The organism is Lutimonas saemankumensis, assembly GCF_020171465.1.
GTDB lineage: Bacteria > Bacteroidota > Bacteroidia > Flavobacteriales > Flavobacteriaceae > Lutimonas > Lutimonas saemankumensis.
On sequence record NZ_JAIUZR010000006.1, the window covers coordinates 158,030 to 176,377 of the forward strand.

The window sequence follows — 18,348 nt, forward strand, 5'->3', positions numbered from 1 at the left end:
TTAAAATTAAAATCGAACAAAATTAGACAGGAATTTTTGGGCTGGAACTTTCGTCCGTCAATTAAATCTGATTTTTTATTTTTATTTGGATATTTTTGTGATGAACTCAACCAACTTATTATGCAAAAGCTTTTCTCTAGAATTTGGATTTACTTGATTTTTTTGCCATTATTGAGCCTTAATTCTCAGAATATTTCTGTTGAACAATGGATCGAAAACAAGGTTCAGCCCCAAGAGGAAGATATTGTTGCGGTGGACGGGATCGAATTGTTTTCGCAGGTTGAGCTGCCAAGATTTTACAGTAACAGAGCTTTTAAACCTGCCTGGAGGGATGCAAAGAACAGAAATGACCTTATCGAGAGTTTGAAGGCATCTTTTGATGAAGGGCTCATGCCAAAAGATTATCATCTTGAGAGAATTGAGGGGTTGATAATGAAATCTGACCACTCCAGTCTTAGCAGGGAAGAGATGGCAGATCTTGATCTGTTAATGACAGATGCTTTGATCATTTATGCTTCTCATTTACTTGATGGAAAACTTGATCAATCTGAAATTCGAAAAAAATGGGACGTTGAAAGAAATGAAGGGCCTTCGAATCCTGATAGTCTCTTAACAGCCACCCTTCACAACAGGAATATCAAAACTGTTCTGGAAGATTTGAAACCCAAGCATTACATGTATAAATTGATGAAGTTTCATCTCAAGAAACTGAGAAACGAAGCAGAAACCGGTGGCTGGCCCATGGTTAGCGAGGGAGAAACTTTAAAACCGGGTGATACTTCTTCACGCATCCCGGAAATCAGAAAGTACCTTACTGCGGTTGGAGACCTGAAGGACCTTGAATCAGAGAATTCTGAAGTTTTTGACGAGGAACTGGAGGAGGCTGTTAAGAAATTTCAGTGGAGGCATCGGCTCACAAGTGATGGAATAATAGGAAAAGGTACAATTGAACAGATGCAGGTTCCCATTGAAAAACGGATCGAAAACCTTATTCTAAATCTTGAAAGAACCAGATGGATCCTGCAGGAATTCGACGAGGATTTCTTAATTGTAAATATTGCAGGATTCCATGTTAAGAGGATTACGAACAAAAAGGAAGTGTTCGATTCCAGAGTTATTGTTGGTAAATACCATAAAGAAACACCGGTTTTCAAGGGAGTCATGAAGTATATTGTCATGAACCCTACCTGGACCCTTCCTTATTCCATAGCGACCCATGAAACGTTACCCCGATTAAAGAAAGATCCCGGATATTTATCGGCGAAGCATATGGAGGTCATGGATAGAAATGGAAAGGTAATTGATCATTCCTCAATAGACTGGAGCCAGTATTCGGCCGGAAATTTTCCCTTTATCATCCGACAAAAAGCGGGTCCCTGGAATGCCCTGGGGGAGGTTAAATTTATGTTCCCCAATAAATATGCGGTATACCTGCACGACACGCCGTCCAGAGGTTTGTTTAACCAACAGGATAGAGCCTTTAGCCATGGATGTATCAGAACAGAAGATAAATGGGGTCTGTTGATGAGTCTGATGGATGATCCGGAAGTCTGGAACATGGATAAGATCAATGAGATCTTAAAGTCTGGAGAAACGACAACCATAACTTTGCCGGAACCCATCAATATCTATCTGATCTATTTAACCGCCGCGGTGGATCAGGATAACAATCTCATGTTTATGAAAGATGTATATAAAAGGGATAAGGACATCGCTAAAGCGATGAAGAAACCTTTTCACTTTGAAAAAGCGAATTGATGTAAAATTCAAAAATTCCTATTTATAATATCTTGGAAATTCGGTAAATAAAGTTTTACCGTCTTTAATATTTTTCCAGTGCTTGGTGTCGAATTCAATCGCAACGACTCCACAGGTGGGCACGTGATCAATAACTTTGCTGCCAAACTTGTTCACAAAATCACTGATTCCGTGATCATGACTGAAAATAATAGCCGAGTCAAAACCGTCATCCAGTGCTTTGACCGTTTTAATCAAATAACCATCGCTAAAGCTGTAAAGCGATTTGCTAATCTTAAGGTTGGCCAATGGATAGTTGAATGAATAGCTAAAAATCATGGCTGTGTGTAATGCCCTGTTGGCACAGCTGGAAACAAATACAGAAGGGGTTTCAATTTTTTTCTGAAGTTGTTTGGAGATAAGATAAGCATCATTGATGCCTCTTTTTTTCAAAGGGCGATCGATATCTTTGATTCCTTCATATTTCCAAGAGGACTTGGCATGACGAACAATGAACAGTGTTTTCATTTTTTCAAATCACAATAATGATCAATGAGATAAAAGTATAATCAAATTAAGGAACGAGCAAATAATTGAAATATTTTTTTTCATTCTGATGAATCTGATTCATGATCAAGGCTGCAAACGAGATTTTTTCCAACTAAAATCTTCTTGTAAAGAATAAAGTATTCTGTCATGCATCCTATTGGGTCGACCCTGCCAAAATTCAATGGAGCTGGGTTTTACAATATAACCACCCCAGTATTCAGGCCTCAGTATTTCTTTGTCCTTATATTTCTCCTCTATTTCTTTTAGTTTCGCATCTAGAGAGGCTCTGGAATCGATCTCTTCACTTTGATCTGAGGCTATTGCTCCAAGTTTGCTACCGTCGGGCCTTGATTCAAAATAACCATCCGAGAGGTTTGAAGCGATTTTTTCAACTTTACCTTTGATAATGATCTGCCTTTCCAGGCCATGCCAGAAAAAATTCAGGCAAACCTTGGGATTGGCCTGTATGGCCTTACCTTTTTCACTGTTGTAATTTGTAAAGAATATAAAACCTTCCCATGTTATTTTCTTGAGAAGAACGATTCTGGTTTTTGGAAATCCATCAAGCCCGATCGTTGATACACTCATGGCATTGGCTTCTTCAAGCCCGTCAAAATCATCGGCTTCATGAAACCATTTTTGAAATAACTCCATGGGATTCTCCGGTACATCCTCACGTATCAATGGATTCCTTTCGTAACTTTTTCTATAATGACTAAGGTCTTTTTCCATACTTCAAAAATAAGCTAAATTTTACTTTGAACCCTTTTTTGTCGAATCAGAAACAAGCCAATAAATGTGAATAGGCCGTTTACCAATAAAATTTCATATCCAAACTGATAGCCATCAAATAACATTTCAGCATATTCATTTAATAAATAGCTCAGGATAATGGATAATACAGAAATCAACCATACCCAGTTTTCTCTAACCATGAACCTGGTGAAAAGGCCAAAAGAAAACAAGCCCAACAAAGGCCCGTAGGTATAAGAAGATACAAGTAAAAGGCTGCTGATCACATTATCTTCAAGAATATATTCATAGGCGATGATGATCAGTATCAGGAGCCCTGAGAAAAGAAGGTGGATCAGTTTCCTTATCTTTTTCTTGTTTTTGGTTCTGGATTCGATATTTAAAAAATCAATGCTAAAAGAGGTGGTTAAAGAGGTCAAGGCACTGTCTGCACTTGAATAAGCCGCGGCAATAAGTCCAAGGATAAATACGAGGCCAAATCCTATGCCCAGTTCCTGGTTCAGGGCTATTTCAGGAAACAAAAGGTCTGTTTTTACGCTGCCATTGACCTTTGGAATTTCTACCTGAAATTGGTTCGCATAGGTAAATAGCAGGGTCCCTAAAAACAGAAAGATTAAATTCACGGGAATAAGCACAAAGCCCAGGGAAACCATATTTTTTTGTGCGTCTTTTAAGTTTTTACAGGTTAAGTTTTTCTGCATATTGTCCTGATCCAGGCCGGTCATGGCGATGGCAATGAACATTCCGCCAAGCAGCGATTTGAACCAGTGACTTTTTTGACGAATATCCTCGGTAAAAATGGTTTTACTGTATCTTTTGTATTGGTCTGTTGCTACAAAATCGCTGAGAGAGAAGGACAGCTGGTCCAAAATCATAAAGGTGGCTGTGACAACTGCGGCCAGCATAAAAAAAGTTTGAAGTGTATCCGTCCATACGATGGTTTTTATACCTCCCCGAAAGGAATAAAGCCAAATGAACATCACTGAAAGAACAACCGTAATTTCAAACCTTACACCAAGGGCATCCAGGACAAAATACTGTAAAACAGAGGCCACCAGAAAGAGCCTGAATGAGGCAATAAGTATCCTTGAAAGTAAAAAGAAAAATGCCCCGGTTTTATGACTGCCATTTCCAAACCGTATCTTGAGGTACTCATAGATTGAGATAAGGTTCATTTTGTAATAAAGCGGCAATAAAACATAGGCAATTACCAGATAGCCAAGAAAATAACCAATAACAATTTGCAGATAACTGAACTTTGTCGAATCTACCCATCCCGGAACAGAAATAAAAGTGACCCCTGACAGTGAAGCTCCTATCATACCAAATGCCACCACATACCAGGGAGAATTCTGGTTGGCCTTGAAAAAAGTCATGTTGCTGTCATCAGAGGAAGTGAAATAGGTGACTCCCAAAAGTAATCCGAAATAAAGCAGGATGACACACAATAAAAGCAGGGGCGACATTCTTAGAATTTAATGAGCAAAAATAGCAGATTTTTCTTTGATAAAAAGGCATATTCAACTTTAATTAAGACGCGAGTCCAATGAAAAAAAACTACTTAAAAAGTGAAAAAAGCTTACATTTGCCTAATGGATTTTTCTTCAAAATTATTACAAAACGCAGTTGACGAAGTGGCGCAGTTGCCGGGAATTGGCAAAAGAACCGCTCTAAGACTTGTATTGCATCTTTTAAAGCAGCCCAGGGAACGGACTCAATATCTTTCAAAAGCCTTACTTGATTTTAGAGAAGGGATCAAATTGTGTAGAAATTGTCATAATATTTCAGATGTTGATCTGTGCGAAATTTGCAGCAGCAGCCGAAGAGATCCTGAAGTTATTTGCGTGGTTGAGGATATAAGAGACGTTATGGCCATTGAAAATACATCTCAGTTCAAAGGACTTTATCACGTGCTTGGAGGAAAGATTTCCCCGATTGAAGGGGTTGGTCCTCATAATCTAACGATTGATAACCTGATAGAAAAAGTCGATAAGGGTGGGGTTAGGGAGATTATTCTGGCACTGAGTTCCACCATGGAAGGTGATACCACAAATTTTTATATCTACAGGCAACTGCAAAAGTATGAACTAAAGCTTACCACGATTGCCAGAGGTATTTCGGTGGGTGATGAGATCGAATATGCCGATGAGGTTACCCTGGGGAGAAGTATCATTAACAGGGTTCCGTTTGCCAGTAGTTTAAAGGGGCTTTAATGAAATAACTGCCCTTAAAAGAATAGTTAATTAAGGCCGATAGCTCTCTTTAATTGCCTCATTTTTTTTAAGGGATGATTTCGTATGAATCTTCTTAATAACCAGGGGGATAACCTGTTTAGAAATAGGGTTACTCCTTCTGATCCTCCAATAAATGCAGATTCTTTTCTCTTCATCACTGCATCTGCAATTTTAGTTGCGGCTTTATCAACGGGATAGGCAGTTTGAAAAGTTTTATCAATTTTTCCGAATTTGTTACCACTGCCGGTTAAAGCATGAGCAGTGATTTCAGTTTTAATTATTCCAGGGATAATAATTGACAGAAAGATATTATAGTTTACGATTTCACTTCTTAGCGTTTCATAAAACCCATGAAGGGCATGTTTGGATGCGGCGTAAGAGGCAATTTTGGGTACTCCGTATTTCCCGGACAAACTGCTTGTTACAACAATATGCCCTGCATTTCTTTTTATAAAATGAGGGAGTAAGGCTTTAGAAATCAAAATTGAAGAAAAATAATTAATATTCATTAGTTTAACATCAATTTCCAAAGGAGTATTTAAGGCAAAATCTTTCACAGCAACCCCTGCATTACTGATAAAGAAATCTATTTTACCAAAAAAAGAAAGTGCTTTTTCTACCTTTTTTACTAATTCATTCAATTGTTCTAAATCAAGAGGCAATACTTTGGCTTTATCCTTATTTAAAGGAAGATTTTTCTTCACCTCTAAGAGCTTGGATTCAGACCGTGAGGATAGGATAAGAAAGGCACCTCTTTTTGAAAACTCATAACTTAGTGCCTCTCCTATTCCAGAAGATGCTCCGGTTATCCAAATAACTTTGTTTAAAAAGGGTGAATTTTTATCCATTTTTTAGCAGAAATTTAAGTTTTCTTTATTTTTCCCAGGAAACCAATTCATCATTGTTATAGATATCCTTTAATTTCCTTTCATATTTTTTGGAGATTAAGCTTCTTTTTAGTTTTAACGTTGGGGTCAAAAGACCATTTTCAATGGTCCAGGGATTTTTCGATACGATGACTTTCTTAAGTCGCTGATATTCCATCACCCCTTCATTTTGCTGGTTTAATACTTTTTCAAGACTCTTTACAATTTCGTTTTTTGAAAGTGTTTTAGCCAGATGTGACAACGAAATGAGCACAAAAGGTTGAGGATAGAAGGTTCCCATTATGCATACCTGTTCGATAATTTTTAATTCTAAAAAAGGAATTTCAAGAAGGGATGGGGAAATATATTCACCTTTTGTTGTTTTAAAAATATCTTTTACACGTCCTGTAATTTTTAAATATCCGTCTTCAGTAAGCTCACCCATATCTCCCGTTAACAGGTAATCATGAACAATTGTTTCCGCGGTTTGTTTTGGATTCCTGTAGTAGCCTTTCATCAGCCAACTGCATTTCTGTTTAATCTCATTTGTTCGCTTATCAATGATTACTTCCTGTCCGGGGAATAATTTGCCAACTGAACCAATTTTGATTGCTCCTGCCGGATTCATCGAGATCACGTTAAAATTTTCGCTCATTCCATAAGCTTCACGGATATTGATTTCTAACTTCATGAACCACCGTATAATATCAGGTGCAAGAGGTGCTGCACCTGAAAGAATTATCTCTGCATTTGACAATCCGAGAGAAGTTTTTATTTTTTTGATCAAGATTTTGTTGATAAACGGAATATTCAATAAAATATCCATTCGGTTTTGCGGTATTTTTTCTAAAATTTTAATTTGAAACTTTTCCCATATTCTTGGTACACCAAAAAAATGAGTAGGCTGTGTGTCTTGAATATTTTTCGAGAATGACTCCAGGGATTCAACAAAGGATATCGTCCCGCCACAGTAAATGCCTCCGCATTCAATAAGTCCCCTTTCTGCCGCATGACTAAGGGGAAGATAAGAAACGAATTTGTTACCTTTTTGGTTCAATCCCACTTCATCTGAAGCTACCTTGACGGCGGTTATTACAGAACCAAATGTATGAACAACTCCTTTGGGGTCACCAGTGGTTCCGGAAGTGTAAATAATTGTCATTGTATCTTCACAACTAATTTCAATCGGCTCAGGTATAGGGTAGCTCTGGCAAAATTCTGACCATAAGACACACCCTTTTCGATCATGCCCATCCATTGACATAACCTTCATTTCTTTTCCTATCACCTCTTTTTGAAGTAACCAGTCTTCAGGATTCAGTTTACCTGTAATTATAGCTTTACAACCTGAATCTTTCAAGATTTTTTTCATCGATGCCGCATTGATATTTGCATACAATGGCACCGAAATATAGCCTCCCATCATAAGTGCCAGGTCACAAATGATCCATTCTGCACAATTTGCAGATAATATTGAAATTCGATCGCCTTTTTCAAATCCTTGAGCTTTTAAGGCAGCCAGAAGTTGACGGGCTTTAATTCCGCAGTATTTCCATGAATAGTTCTTCCAGTCAGCATCTTTTGGTTGCCTGAGGAATATGTTATTTGGTGTTTGCTCTTCCCAGGACAGAAAATAATCTAAGATTGTCATGATTTACTGTTAATAATCCTTTTAATTCAAGATACTTGGAAAGAAGTATCGATTGAGCCGCAAAGATTATATCGTAACAATAAAGATAATTTATGAGCAATTTATCACCAATGATCGAGATCATGAAATATTTTGATACGTATCAATCTAAAGCCTTTCAAGCTCGCGAATAAAATCATACTGAAGGTCCTCATGAAGCAATCCGATTTTTTTTCTGCAATCTTCCTTTAATCGGTTATAAAGGGTTAAAACTTTCCGGTTGTATTTTATGGAGGGCTGGAAGTATTTTAGCTTATGGCAAAAGTACAATAGCAATTCAAGTTCCGTTTCTTTATTCTGGGAATAACGAATATATTTTTTTGTAAGATTCAATATGGAACGAATACTTTTTTTGACAAAATAGGGGCTCTTGCGATTCACACGATCGAATTTTTCATCAATTTCCTCTTTTACGCTTTCTATATAACCTTCCTCATCTTCTATTTCGAAAAGCAAATAGGTGAGTAATTCCTTATTTTCTTTCTTAAACCGGGAAAGTCGTAAACAAAGCTCAAGAATTTCCTTTGGGGACCTCTCCTGCAATTCCTTTTTTAATTCTCTGACTGTAGCTGATTTCATCGGATCGAATATATCACAAATATAAAGCTATGTCTTGAGTAAATGGGAATTTGTCCTATTTTTGCGTCAAAAATACCTGTCCTTGATCAGCGTCTCAGTTATCATTGTCAATTTTAACGCCCGATACTTCTTAAAGAATTGTATTGAAAGTTTACTTGAATCAGATATAAAAAATCAGGTTGAGATCATTGTTGTGGACAATAATTCCACCGATGGTAGTTGTGACATGCTGAGGGAGGAATTTCAAGGGGTTTCCTGGATTGAAAACAAAGAGAATATAGGATTTTCCAAAGCGAATAACTTAGGTGTAAAAATTGCCAAGGGGAAATATGTTTTGATTTTGAACCCGGATACAATTCTTAAATCGAATACAATATCAGAGTTCTATTCTTTTGCCGAAAAGCAGGAAGATTTTGGCGCAGGGGGGCCACAGTTTATTGATGGGTCAGGAAAATACCTTCCTGAAAGCAAGCGAAATTTTCCCACTTTGAAAGTTGCAGGAACCAAATTACTGGGTTACTCAAAACTTTATTATTCCAATCATATTGAACGAGATGAAATTGCTGAAATTGATATACTGACCGGGGCGTTTATGTTTATCAAAAAAAGTGTTTATGATGAGGTTGGTGGTTTCGATGAGGATTTTTTTATGTATGGCGATGATATCGATTTGAGTTACAGGATTCTCAAATCAGGTTATAGAAATTTTTATCTGGGTAACACCAGAGTTCTGCATTTTAAGGGAGAGAGTACCGTAAAGGACCAGATGTATTTGAAGAATTTTTATGGGGCCCTAAGTATATTTTACAGAAAACATTTTCCAGAAAAGAAATGGCTTTATAAACCCATTGACCTTTTTATCAAAGGTATTATTTCGGTAAATTCAATTGGGGTTCCCAAGAAAACGAAACAGACCTCCGAAATCAAATCTTTTGTGCTTATTGGAAAAGATAAGGACTGCTATGCGCGGTTGGTAGATACAATAAAACCTCTAAAGAGTGCATTTATAAAGGATATTGATTTCCAGCCACATGATTATGACTTTGTTTTTTTTGATTCCAAGAGCTTAGGCTATTCAGAGGTTATTGAACATATTGGAAATCCAGAGTTTTCAGTCATAAAGAAAAGATTTCTCTCGAAGGATCGAAGTTATTATCTCGGTAGTGATTATTCTGATCGTAGGGGTGAGGTAGTGCAATTATAAAGAGAAATCTATTCTGTCATGATCCGGGCATCAACAGCCGTTATGCCTTTTTCATTAAGAATAAGGGGGTTTAAATCCAGTTCCGTGATTTGAGGGTTTTGAAGCATCAGATCTGAGACCAGCTCAATCGATTTACGGAACGCTTCCAGGTTACAAGGCGCTTCACCCCGAAGCCCGTTAAGAATAGGAAAAATCCGCAACGATTCAATCATTTTTCCGGCTTCTATGTTGTCAATAGGTGCGAGGGACTGAGTACGGTCATTTAATGCTTCCACATATATTCCCCCAGCGCCGCACATGATCAGGGGAGGAAACCCTTCTTCTCTTTTGGCGCCCACAAAAACCTCTTTTCCGTCGACCATTTCCTGAATCAAAACCCCTTCTGCTGCATTGATCTTCATCAGTGAAGAAAAATTTTCAAAAAGCTCCTGCTTGTTTCTTACATTGAGAATAACACCTTTTTCATCCGTTTTGTGCAAAGGGCCAATTATCTTCTGCGCAACCGGAAAATTAATCACTTCACAGCAATTTTCAAGTTCTGATTTCGAGCGCACTATATGTTGCTTGGCAGCAGGTATACCTATTACTGACAGAACCTTAAAACATGCCTCCGGGGCAAGAAATCCTTTTTTTTCTGATGCAATCAAAGAAGAAACAGCCCTGAATTCATTTTTTTTGGCAGCTGATTCCTGGGAATCGAAGAAATCAACTCCCGCAATTCGAGATAGACAGGAGCCAAACAAATACTCATCATAAAAAGCAATATTCCCTTTTTCAATAAAGAACTGGATTTCTTTTTTGACGTTGACCACTGAAGGCATAATCGCAAAAATGGGTTTTTTGCATTGAGACCTCATTTCATGAATGACCTCGTAGGGTTTTTTCACGCTACCCAGGCCAGGGCTGCCAAAGATCACTGCGATGGCATCAATATCTTTGACCTCATTTTCACAATATTTGACAACTTCTCTAAGTTGATCCGCATTGCCCGTGGCTAACATATCAATGGGATTACCGGTAGCTGCCCCTGGATAAAGCATTGAAGCCAGGTTATTTTTGTGCTCTTCTGAAAGGTCAGGTACTAAAAGGTTGTTTTGGGTCAATACATCCGTTAAAATTACAGCTGGCCCCCCTGCATGGGTTATGATGCCAATACTTTTAGGAACAGATTTTAAAGGTTGAAGAATCGCCCCGATGGTTACCAGCTCATACCTGCTCTCACAAACTACAATTCCTGCCTTCTTAAACAGGGCTTGAATAAAAACTTCGGGATTTGCCATTGCCCCTGTATGCGAAGCTGCTGCATGCTGGCCTTTTCTTGTTTTGCCGGCTTTCAGGGCTACCAGGGTACAGCCTTTCTTTTTTAATGACAGCGCATGTTTTAAAAGTTTTTCAGGATGTTTCAGGCCTTCTATATAGAGTAATTTTACCCTGCTGCTTTCTTTCGGGGTATAAGAGATATCCAAATATTCCAGTATTTCTTCCACGCCTATCTGGGCACTGTTTCCAACCGTGTAGAGCCCGGAAAAGGATAATCCGATCTGTTGTGCGGCTTCAATGGTAAATACGGCCGTTGCACCCGAGGCAGAAATAAAATCGGCCCCGTATTTTGTTATTTTTGGGACGGGTCGTGTAAAAATTCCGGCAAAATTTTCATTGATCATCCCTATATTATTCGGTCCTAGAAGACTTCCACCTGCTTCATCAATCACTTTAGTGATTTCCAGTTCCATTTTTTTTCCTTCTTCATTGAGTTCTGCAAATCCGGCCGAGTAGATCATAAACCCTTTGGTGCCTTTACGCTCAACGAGTTCCAATACGGAAGACAGTATTTCTGATGCCGGAATTGCAAAAATTGCCAGATCAGTTTGAGGTAATTCTGTTACATCTGAGAATGCTCTGATTCCCTGAACGATTTTCTTTTTTGGGTTTACCACAAAAAGGTCTCCGGGAAAAGGTTGATCTATAAGGTTTTTTAGCACGCTTCCTCCTATATGATCAATATGTTCAGACCCTCCGATGACGGCAATACTTGACGGATTGATAAGTTTTGAATGTAACATGGTAAGGCCAAAAAGTTTTATGTAAAATACGTATAAAAAAGTAGTCATAAACTGACATTTATCAATTCTTTTCGTTGTAAAAAGTCCTTACTTTGAATAGCCTAATGTAAGTTCTAAGCGATGTATGAATTCTCAAGATCGGTCAATTCGATGCATTCCGAAGATATTAAGCAATTGATGAAACAATCCTCGCGAAGCGGATTGATTTCTTTTGCAGGAGGAATGCCTAATAACGATCTTTTTCCCATTAAGGAAATTGATGAGATATACAATAATTTAAGCGATGACATAAAGAAACTTTGTTTTCAATACGGCCCAACAACAGGGTATCCTCCATTGGTGAGCTCTCTTCATAGAATGATGCTAGGGAAAGGGATGCAATCAGGAAAAGATAAAATTCTAATTACTACAGGCTCTTTACAGGCTATAAGTATTATCACACAGGAATTTGTGAATGAAGGAGACCTTATTTTAACAGAGAATCCCTGTTTTGTGGGGGCCATTTCGGTTTTTGAAACCTTTGGGGCAAAAATGGTGAGCGTTCCAATTGATGAAAATGGAATAATAATCGATAAGCTCAGGGAAGTTATTTCCCAGCAGAAAACAAAACCTAAATTTTTATATATAACTCCAAATTTTCACAATCCTGCAGGAATTATTTATTCTCAGGAAAGAAGAAAACAACTACTTGAAGTATTGTCAGGGACGGATATCATTTTAATTGAGGACGATGCTTATGGAGATCTCTATTTCAAAGATGAATATAAGCCCTTGACCGGATCAATAAAGGCCATGGCCTCACCGGATGTTGAGGTAATTTACACGGGTTCATTTTCAAAGATTCTGGGTCCGGGATTTAGACTTGGATATATGGTTGCCTCCCCTGAAATTTTTGAAAAAGCAGAATCAATTAAACAGGCACAGGATGCCTGTACCTCAAATTTCACTCAGATCCTTGCAAATGAATTTGTTTCCAAGGGTTATCTTGAAAAATATTTGGTATTTCTTAGAAAAGAATACACGGAAAGAAAAGAAATTCTCCAAAGAAACTTAAAACAATACATGCCAGCTGAGATTAGCTGGATAGAGCCAAAAGGAGGTTTCTATGTGTGGCTCAAATTACCTGCTCCTTTAAGAGCAACTCCTGTTTTTAATGATTGTCTGAAAAAGGGTGTGGTATTTGTTACCGGAAGGACTTTTGATCCCAATAATGTCAGAGACGATCATATAAGGCTTTCCTTCTCCAATATGCCAAAGCGAGATATTGGAAAAGGAATTAAATTGCTCTCTAAAGTCATCAAAAAACATATGGAACCGAAAACAGTTCAGTTTCAGTAAACAAATTCTGTAAAATCTTTTGCTTTTTTCTGCCCAAGCCTGAAGGCTTCTATATTCTTTTGGCGAACTTTTTCGCTTTTTTCTCTAAAGAAGTAATTGATTGCTGCTTCAATTTTTTCTTCTTTGACAGGTAATTTTGAAGAAGCGGCTCCCAGAAGAACCATGTTGCAGATTTTTGAATTTCCAAGATCTTTTGCACAGCTTTTGGCATTGATGATCATATGATGCCAGTGTGTTTTGATTTGCTTGTAAAGTTCGTGTTTGTCAGGGTAGTTCACAATGTTTTCAAAAGTACTTGAGTCGGTAATGATCCAGCCCTTTTTCCTTAAAGAAGGAATGTGTCTTAATAATTCCATAGGTTCGGCGGAGAGAATCAGGTCAGTTTCTCCTTCCGGTATAAGATCAGAATAGATCTGTTTATCAGCTATCCTGATGTGACATTGAACCGCGCCTCCGCGCTGGCTCATGCCATGAACCTCAGACTGTTTAACAAATAAATTGTCATTAAGTGCAGCGATGTCGATAATTGAAGCCAGGGTGAGGATCCCTTGTCCTCCTACTCCTGATAAGATAATATTGAAGGTCATAATTAGGTTTTAGTTAAGAGAGGCTAATTTTTGTTTAATCTGTTCTTTGCTTTCCCTGCTTAATCTAACGCAGGGCCTTTCCGATATGATAACCGAGACACCTTTATATTTGATTTCTTTTTTGAGTATCTCTACATTCGATTCAAAGTTTTTCTTTAGTGGAACGATTTGTTTTAGGTGATCGGCATGGACTCCTAATCCCAGACAAATTTCTTTGAGTCTTCCTGTTGCGGATGATTCCTGTGCGCCTGTCATGGCTACGGCAGAATTATCTGAAATTACGACCGTGATGGGAGAATTGTCATTGACGGCTTCCAATAATCCTGTCATTCCGGAATGTGTAAAGGTTGAATCACCTATTACTGCAATGGCATGATCAAGTCCTGCATCTGCGCCTCCTTTGGCCATTGTAATAGATGCGCCCATGTCAATGAGTGTATTGATCGTATTCATTGGCGCCAGGGCTCCCAGAGCGTAACATCCGATATCTCCAAAAACCTTTTTTTGACCAATTGAAGGAATCAATTCCTGAATGACCTTGAAGAGATCAATATGTCCGCATCCTTCACAGAGTTGAGGAGGGCGACCAACAACAAGTTCGGATACCGGTATGGGTTCCTTTCTGTATAGTCCTATGGCCTTGGCAACAAGGTTTGGTGTCAATTCTCCTGTTTCCGGAAGGTGCCCTGTAAGTTTTCCGGTAATCTTTCTTGAATTGCCAAAATAATCACTAAGTATCTCTTCTACAAGCGGATATCCTTCCTCAACTACGAGTACTTCGTCACAATCCTTATAAAGTTTTTTAAGCTTTTTCTTAGGAATCGGGTATTGTGAGATTTTGAGCAAAGAGAAAAATTCAAGATCATCAGCCAGATTTTCCATGACATAATTATAGCCAATACCACAAGCAACTATTCCAAGAGACCTGTCTTTGTGCTGTCCCAATTTGTTCCATGGAGATTTTTCAGAGGCCTTTAGTAAGAGGTCTCCTTTATTTACCAGTTTTTTGTATTGCTTTTTGGCGTTGGCAGGAATCAAAGCAAAGCGATCGGTATTAACCGGTAATTGAATTCCGTTCTGGCATCTTCTTTCTTTGAAAATCACTCCGGATTTCGAGTGGGATAAGCGCGTTACCAGGCGCAAGAGAACTGGAAGCTGCAATTCTTCTGAAAGATCAAAAGCATAATGCATCATGTTATAGGCTTCCTGCTGATTAGAGGGTTCAAGGATAGGGACCTTTGCAAACTTCCCGTAGAACCTCGAATCTTGCTCGTTTTGTGAAGAATGCATTGATGGGTCATCCGCTACTACGACAACCAGACCTCCATTTATTCCTGAAACCGCCATGTTCATAAATACGTCAGACGCAACATTCAGTCCAACATGTTTCATGACGGTTAGCGCTCTTTTACCACAATAGGACATTCCCAGAGCAGCTTCCATGGCTGTTTTTTCATTTACGGACCAGGTAGCATGTAAACCAAGTTCTTTTGCAATTTTAGAATTTTGAATATACTCTGTTATTTCCGTTGAAGGTGTGCCCGGATAGGCATAAACCCCGGAAATACCAGCATCTATAGCACCTTGAGCCAGCGCTTCATTGCCAAGAACTAAATTTTTCATTGATAGATGATATAAATCTTTTGAAAAGTAAATGTATAAGTTACGTGTGCTAAATTTTATGATTTTCATCATGGTTGTTTGAAAATCTTAATTAAATATGAATCCAGTTGATAAAGTGTTTGATAAAATCAAGTATTTTTGTTCCTTGGTTGGATTTTTTTCAAATAAAGTATTTAAATAAATCTCAGAGTTTTGGAACGAAATGAACTTTATCCTGTCTTTTTAAAAGTTGCATCCTTGGATGTTCTGATTGTTGGAGGAGGGAATGTAGGGCTGGAAAAATTGACCTTTTTATTGAAATCCAGTCCAAGTGCCAGGGTGACGATGGTCTCCAAGGATTATATTCCCGAAGTAATTGCGCTGGCAGAAGGATATGAGGTTGAGTTGATAAAATCAGCCTACAAAAAAAGTTTTTTGAAGGGTAAACAGATAGTTATTGCAACTACGGACAATTTGGAAGTAAATCTTGAAGTCCACCGTGATTGTAAGGAGGAGAATATTCTGGTAAATCTGGCGGATAATCCTAAATATTGCGATTTTTATATGGGAGGAATCGTTACAAAGGGGAATGTAAAAATTGCCATTTCAACCAACGGAAAATCTCCGACGGCTGCCAAAAGGTTAAGGCAGTTTTTCGAGGAAATACTGCCTGAAAACATCAATGAACTCGTAGAGAATCTTAATGCTTACCGAAAAACAATTAAAGGTGATTTTGAAGACAAAGTCTCAAAACTTAATGACCTGACCAAGGAAATGATCAGGATGAAGAAGGATTCCTGAGAATTCTGAGCTGTATGAAATGGATGCGGAATTCGTAAAAATTTTTCATTTTGATTGAATTTAATTTAGAAAATATTTATCTAGTTAAAAACTCCTAAATTTTATCTTTTTTATTTACTAAATTTGCCTCAAAAATTACCAGTAAATGTCAAAATTTGAGTTGAAATTACCAAAAATGGGCGAGAGTGTTGCTGAGGCAACGATAACTTCATGGCTCAAAGAGGTGGGAGATACCATAGAAATGGATGAACCGATTGTTGAAATTGCGACAGATAAGGTTGATTCTGAGGTTCCCAGTGAGGTAGAAGGTGTGTTGCTGGAACGATTTTTTGAGGTGGATGATGTAGTTGGGGTAGGCCAGGTAATTGCAGTGATAGAGACCGATGGAGATGTTTCTTCAGGTGAGGTCGTACCGAAAGAATCGGAAAAAACAGAAGAAAAAGAGATGGAATTGCCGGAGGATCTTCCAACGGTAGAGAAAGTAAAAGAAAAAATTGAAGAGCCAGCTCCCGTTTCAGTTGATATGAGTTCTCCTTCGGGAAAATTTTATTCTCCACTGGTACGTAATATAGCAAAAAAGGAAGGCATAAGTCTTCAAGAGCTCGAATCTATCCAGGGAAGCGGTAAGGATAACCGAGTAACAAAAAATGATATTCTGGCTTATCTGAAAAATGGCAAACAGCAGGCTCCTGAAACTGCCGAGCCAGGCATTAAAACTGCGACACCTGAACCGGCGAAGGCCAGTACAAGGCCTCCGTCACCTGTTCAGCCTGTACTAGGAGATGAAGTTATAGAAATGACACGCATGGGGAAACTAATTTCCAAGCACATGGTGGATTCTTTGAGAACTTCAGCTCATGTTCAAAGTTTTGTGGAGGTAGACGTTACCAACATTGTGAAGTGGAGGGAGCGTATTAAGGATGAATTTTTTAAACGAGAAGGAGAAAAAATTACCTACACGCCGATTTTTATGGAGGCTGTCGCAAAAGCTATCAGAGATTTCCCAATGATGAATATCTCGGTAGACGGAGACAAGGTGATCAAATATAAGGATATCAATCTTGGAATGGCTGCAGCTTTGCCGGATGGAAACCTGATCGTTCCGGTAATTAAAAAGGCAGATCAATTGAATCTTGTGGGCATGACCAAGGTTGTGAACGACCTTGCGGTCAGAGCGCGAGGAGGTAAGCTCAACCCTGATGATATTCAGGGAGGAACATTTACCGTGACTAATGTTGGTTCTTTTGGAAGTATCATGGGAACTCCAATAATAAATCAACCCCAGGTAGGCATCCTGGCATTGGGTTCAATAAGAAAAATACCTGCAGTAATTGAAACTCCGGAAGGGGATTTGATAGGTATCAGGCATAAAATGATCCTATCACATTCCTACGATCATAGGGTAGTCAATGGAGCACTGGGAAGTATGTTTGCGAAAAGAGTCGGGGATTATCTTGAAGCCTGGGATCAGAACGCAGGATTCTAGCCAACCTTTAACATTAATATCAATTTTACATCATTCAGATGAACATTAAATTAGAAAGACCAATTGTTTTTTTTGATCTTGAGACGACTGGAATTCAGATTGCAACAGATCGGATCGTGGAGATTTCCGTTTTAAAGGTATACCCCAACGGAAATAAGGAGAGTTGGACCAAACTAGTAAATCCAGAGATTGAAATTCCAAAAGAAGCATCGGATATTCATGGTATTACCAATGAAAGGGTTGTAACCGAACCGAAGTTTTCTGAACTGGCTCCAAAAATAAGTACTATGATCGAGGGTTGTGACCTTGCCGGATTTAATTCCAACAGATTTGATATTCCGCTGCTTGCCGAGGAAATGCTCAGAGCGAATGTGAATTTTGACATGGAAGACAGGAAGGCCATTGATGTGCAGGTCATTTTTCACAAAAAAGAACAGCGGAATTTAAGTGCAGGATATGAATTTTATTGTGGTAAAACGCTGGATAATGCCCACTCGGCGGAGGCCGACACACTTGCAACCTTTGAAATACTTGAGGCACAGATTGAGAAATATGAAGATATTGAGGCCGATGTTGATTTTTTAAGTAACTATTCCTCACATCAGAAGAGAGCTGATTTTGCAGGGTTTATTCTATTTGATCAGGAGTCAGAAGAAATATTCTCTTTTGGAAAGTACAAGGGGAGAAAGGTCAAGGATGTTTTCAGGGAGAATCCGGGATATTACAGCTGGATGCAAAATGCAGATTTTCCCTTGTATACGAAAAAGATTTTAACTGATGTTAAAGAACGAATGTCCGTAAAAAAGCAAATCAATACGCTGGAGGACCTTCAAAATAAATTCAATAAAAAAATTTAATC

At 38.4% G+C, this 18,348-nt stretch carries 16 protein-coding genes; 7 read left to right on the top strand and 9 right to left on the bottom strand.

Annotated elements, in window-relative coordinates:
- Window positions 1-120 precede the first annotated feature (120 nt).
- Window positions 121-1,758, top strand: coding sequence for a L,D-transpeptidase family protein (locus tag LCM02_RS14990; protein WP_224931814.1), 1,638 nt, complete (start codon window positions 121-123; stop codon window positions 1,756-1,758).
- Between the two features lie 18 nt (window positions 1,759-1,776).
- Here the strand turns inward: LCM02_RS14990 and LCM02_RS14995 are convergent, their stop codons facing one another.
- The 3 genes from LCM02_RS14995 to LCM02_RS15005 form a co-directional block, all read right to left on the bottom strand.
- On the bottom strand, window positions 1,777-2,265 hold the full coding sequence (locus tag LCM02_RS14995) for a SixA phosphatase family protein (RefSeq protein ID WP_224931816.1): 489 nt from the start codon (window positions 2,263-2,265) through the stop codon (window positions 1,777-1,779).
- Between the two features lie 105 nt (window positions 2,266-2,370).
- Window positions 2,371-3,018: a pyridoxamine 5'-phosphate oxidase gene (gene pdxH, locus LCM02_RS15000; RefSeq protein WP_224931818.1), complete on the bottom strand. Its 648-nt coding sequence runs from the start codon at window positions 3,016-3,018 to the stop codon at window positions 2,371-2,373.
- 14 nt (window positions 3,019-3,032) lie between these two features.
- On the bottom strand, window positions 3,033-4,505 hold the full coding sequence (locus LCM02_RS15005) for a sodium:solute symporter (RefSeq protein WP_224931820.1): 1,473 nt from the start codon (window positions 4,503-4,505) through the stop codon (window positions 3,033-3,035).
- A gap of 126 nt (window positions 4,506-4,631) precedes the next feature.
- Between LCM02_RS15005 and recR the strand changes: the two genes are divergently transcribed.
- The gene (gene recR / locus LCM02_RS15010; RefSeq protein ID WP_224932256.1) at window positions 4,632-5,252 is read left to right on the top strand and encodes a recombination mediator RecR; all 621 of its coding nucleotides are present in this window, start codon (window positions 4,632-4,634) and stop codon (window positions 5,250-5,252) included.
- 26 nt (window positions 5,253-5,278) lie between these two features.
- Here recR and LCM02_RS15015 read toward each other — a convergent pair whose 3' ends face one another.
- The 3 genes from LCM02_RS15015 to LCM02_RS15025 form a co-directional block, all read right to left on the bottom strand.
- Window positions 5,279-6,121: an SDR family NAD(P)-dependent oxidoreductase gene (locus LCM02_RS15015; protein ID WP_224931829.1), complete on the bottom strand. Its 843-nt coding sequence runs from the start codon at window positions 6,119-6,121 to the stop codon at window positions 5,279-5,281.
- Between the two features lie 25 nt (window positions 6,122-6,146).
- Window positions 6,147-7,790 (bottom strand): AMP-binding protein, encoded by a 1,644-nt coding sequence (locus tag LCM02_RS15020; protein ID WP_224931831.1) that lies wholly within the window; start codon window positions 7,788-7,790, stop codon window positions 6,147-6,149.
- A 147-nt stretch (window positions 7,791-7,937) separates the two neighbouring features.
- Window positions 7,938-8,408 (bottom strand): hypothetical protein, encoded by a 471-nt coding sequence (locus tag LCM02_RS15025; protein ID WP_224931833.1) that lies wholly within the window; start codon window positions 8,406-8,408, stop codon window positions 7,938-7,940.
- Window positions 8,409-8,490: 82 nt separating this feature from the next.
- Between LCM02_RS15025 and LCM02_RS15030 the strand changes: the two genes are divergently transcribed.
- Window positions 8,491-9,612 carry a glycosyltransferase family 2 protein gene (locus tag LCM02_RS15030; RefSeq protein ID WP_224931834.1) on the top strand — a complete coding sequence of 374 codons (1,122 nt, stop codon included), beginning with the start codon at window positions 8,491-8,493 and terminating at the stop codon, window positions 9,610-9,612.
- An 8-nt stretch (window positions 9,613-9,620) separates the two neighbouring features.
- Here LCM02_RS15030 and LCM02_RS15035 read toward each other — a convergent pair whose 3' ends face one another.
- The gene (locus LCM02_RS15035; protein WP_224931836.1) at window positions 9,621-11,723 is read right to left on the bottom strand and encodes an acetate--CoA ligase family protein; all 2,103 of its coding nucleotides are present in this window, start codon (window positions 11,721-11,723) and stop codon (window positions 9,621-9,623) included.
- A gap of 72 nt (window positions 11,724-11,795) precedes the next feature.
- On the opposite strand from LCM02_RS15035, the gene LCM02_RS15040 reads away from it, so the two are divergent.
- The gene (locus LCM02_RS15040; RefSeq protein ID WP_224931838.1) at window positions 11,796-13,013 is read left to right on the top strand and encodes an aminotransferase-like domain-containing protein; all 1,218 of its coding nucleotides are present in this window, start codon (window positions 11,796-11,798) and stop codon (window positions 13,011-13,013) included.
- Here LCM02_RS15040 and LCM02_RS15045 read toward each other — a convergent pair.
- Together LCM02_RS15045 and LCM02_RS15050 are read right to left on the bottom strand one after the other, a co-directional pair.
- The gene (locus LCM02_RS15045) at window positions 13,007-13,600 is read right to left on the bottom strand and encodes an indolepyruvate oxidoreductase subunit beta (RefSeq protein ID WP_224931840.1); all 594 of its coding nucleotides are present in this window, start codon (window positions 13,598-13,600) and stop codon (window positions 13,007-13,009) included. The genes LCM02_RS15040 and LCM02_RS15045 overlap by 7 nt on opposite strands.
- Before the next feature lie 9 nt (window positions 13,601-13,609).
- Complete coding sequence (locus LCM02_RS15050; RefSeq protein ID WP_224931842.1) at window positions 13,610-15,223, bottom strand: thiamine pyrophosphate-dependent enzyme; 1,614 nt, start codon at window positions 15,221-15,223, stop codon at window positions 13,610-13,612.
- 192 nt (window positions 15,224-15,415) lie between these two features.
- Between LCM02_RS15050 and LCM02_RS15055 the strand changes: the two genes are divergently transcribed.
- The 3 genes from LCM02_RS15055 (at window position 15,416) to LCM02_RS15065 (ending at window position 18,346) form a co-directional block, all read left to right on the top strand.
- The gene (locus LCM02_RS15055) at window positions 15,416-16,003 is read left to right on the top strand and encodes a precorrin-2 dehydrogenase/sirohydrochlorin ferrochelatase family protein (protein WP_224931844.1); all 588 of its coding nucleotides are present in this window, start codon (window positions 15,416-15,418) and stop codon (window positions 16,001-16,003) included.
- Window positions 16,004-16,148: 145 nt separating this feature from the next.
- The gene (locus LCM02_RS15060) at window positions 16,149-17,489 is read left to right on the top strand and encodes a dihydrolipoamide acetyltransferase family protein (RefSeq protein ID WP_224931846.1); all 1,341 of its coding nucleotides are present in this window, start codon (window positions 16,149-16,151) and stop codon (window positions 17,487-17,489) included.
- A 38-nt stretch (window positions 17,490-17,527) separates the two neighbouring features.
- Window positions 17,528-18,346 carry a 3'-5' exonuclease gene (locus LCM02_RS15065; RefSeq protein ID WP_224931848.1) on the top strand — a complete coding sequence of 273 codons (819 nt, stop codon included), beginning with the start codon at window positions 17,528-17,530 and terminating at the stop codon, window positions 18,344-18,346.
- Window positions 18,347-18,348: the final 2 nt, after the last annotated feature.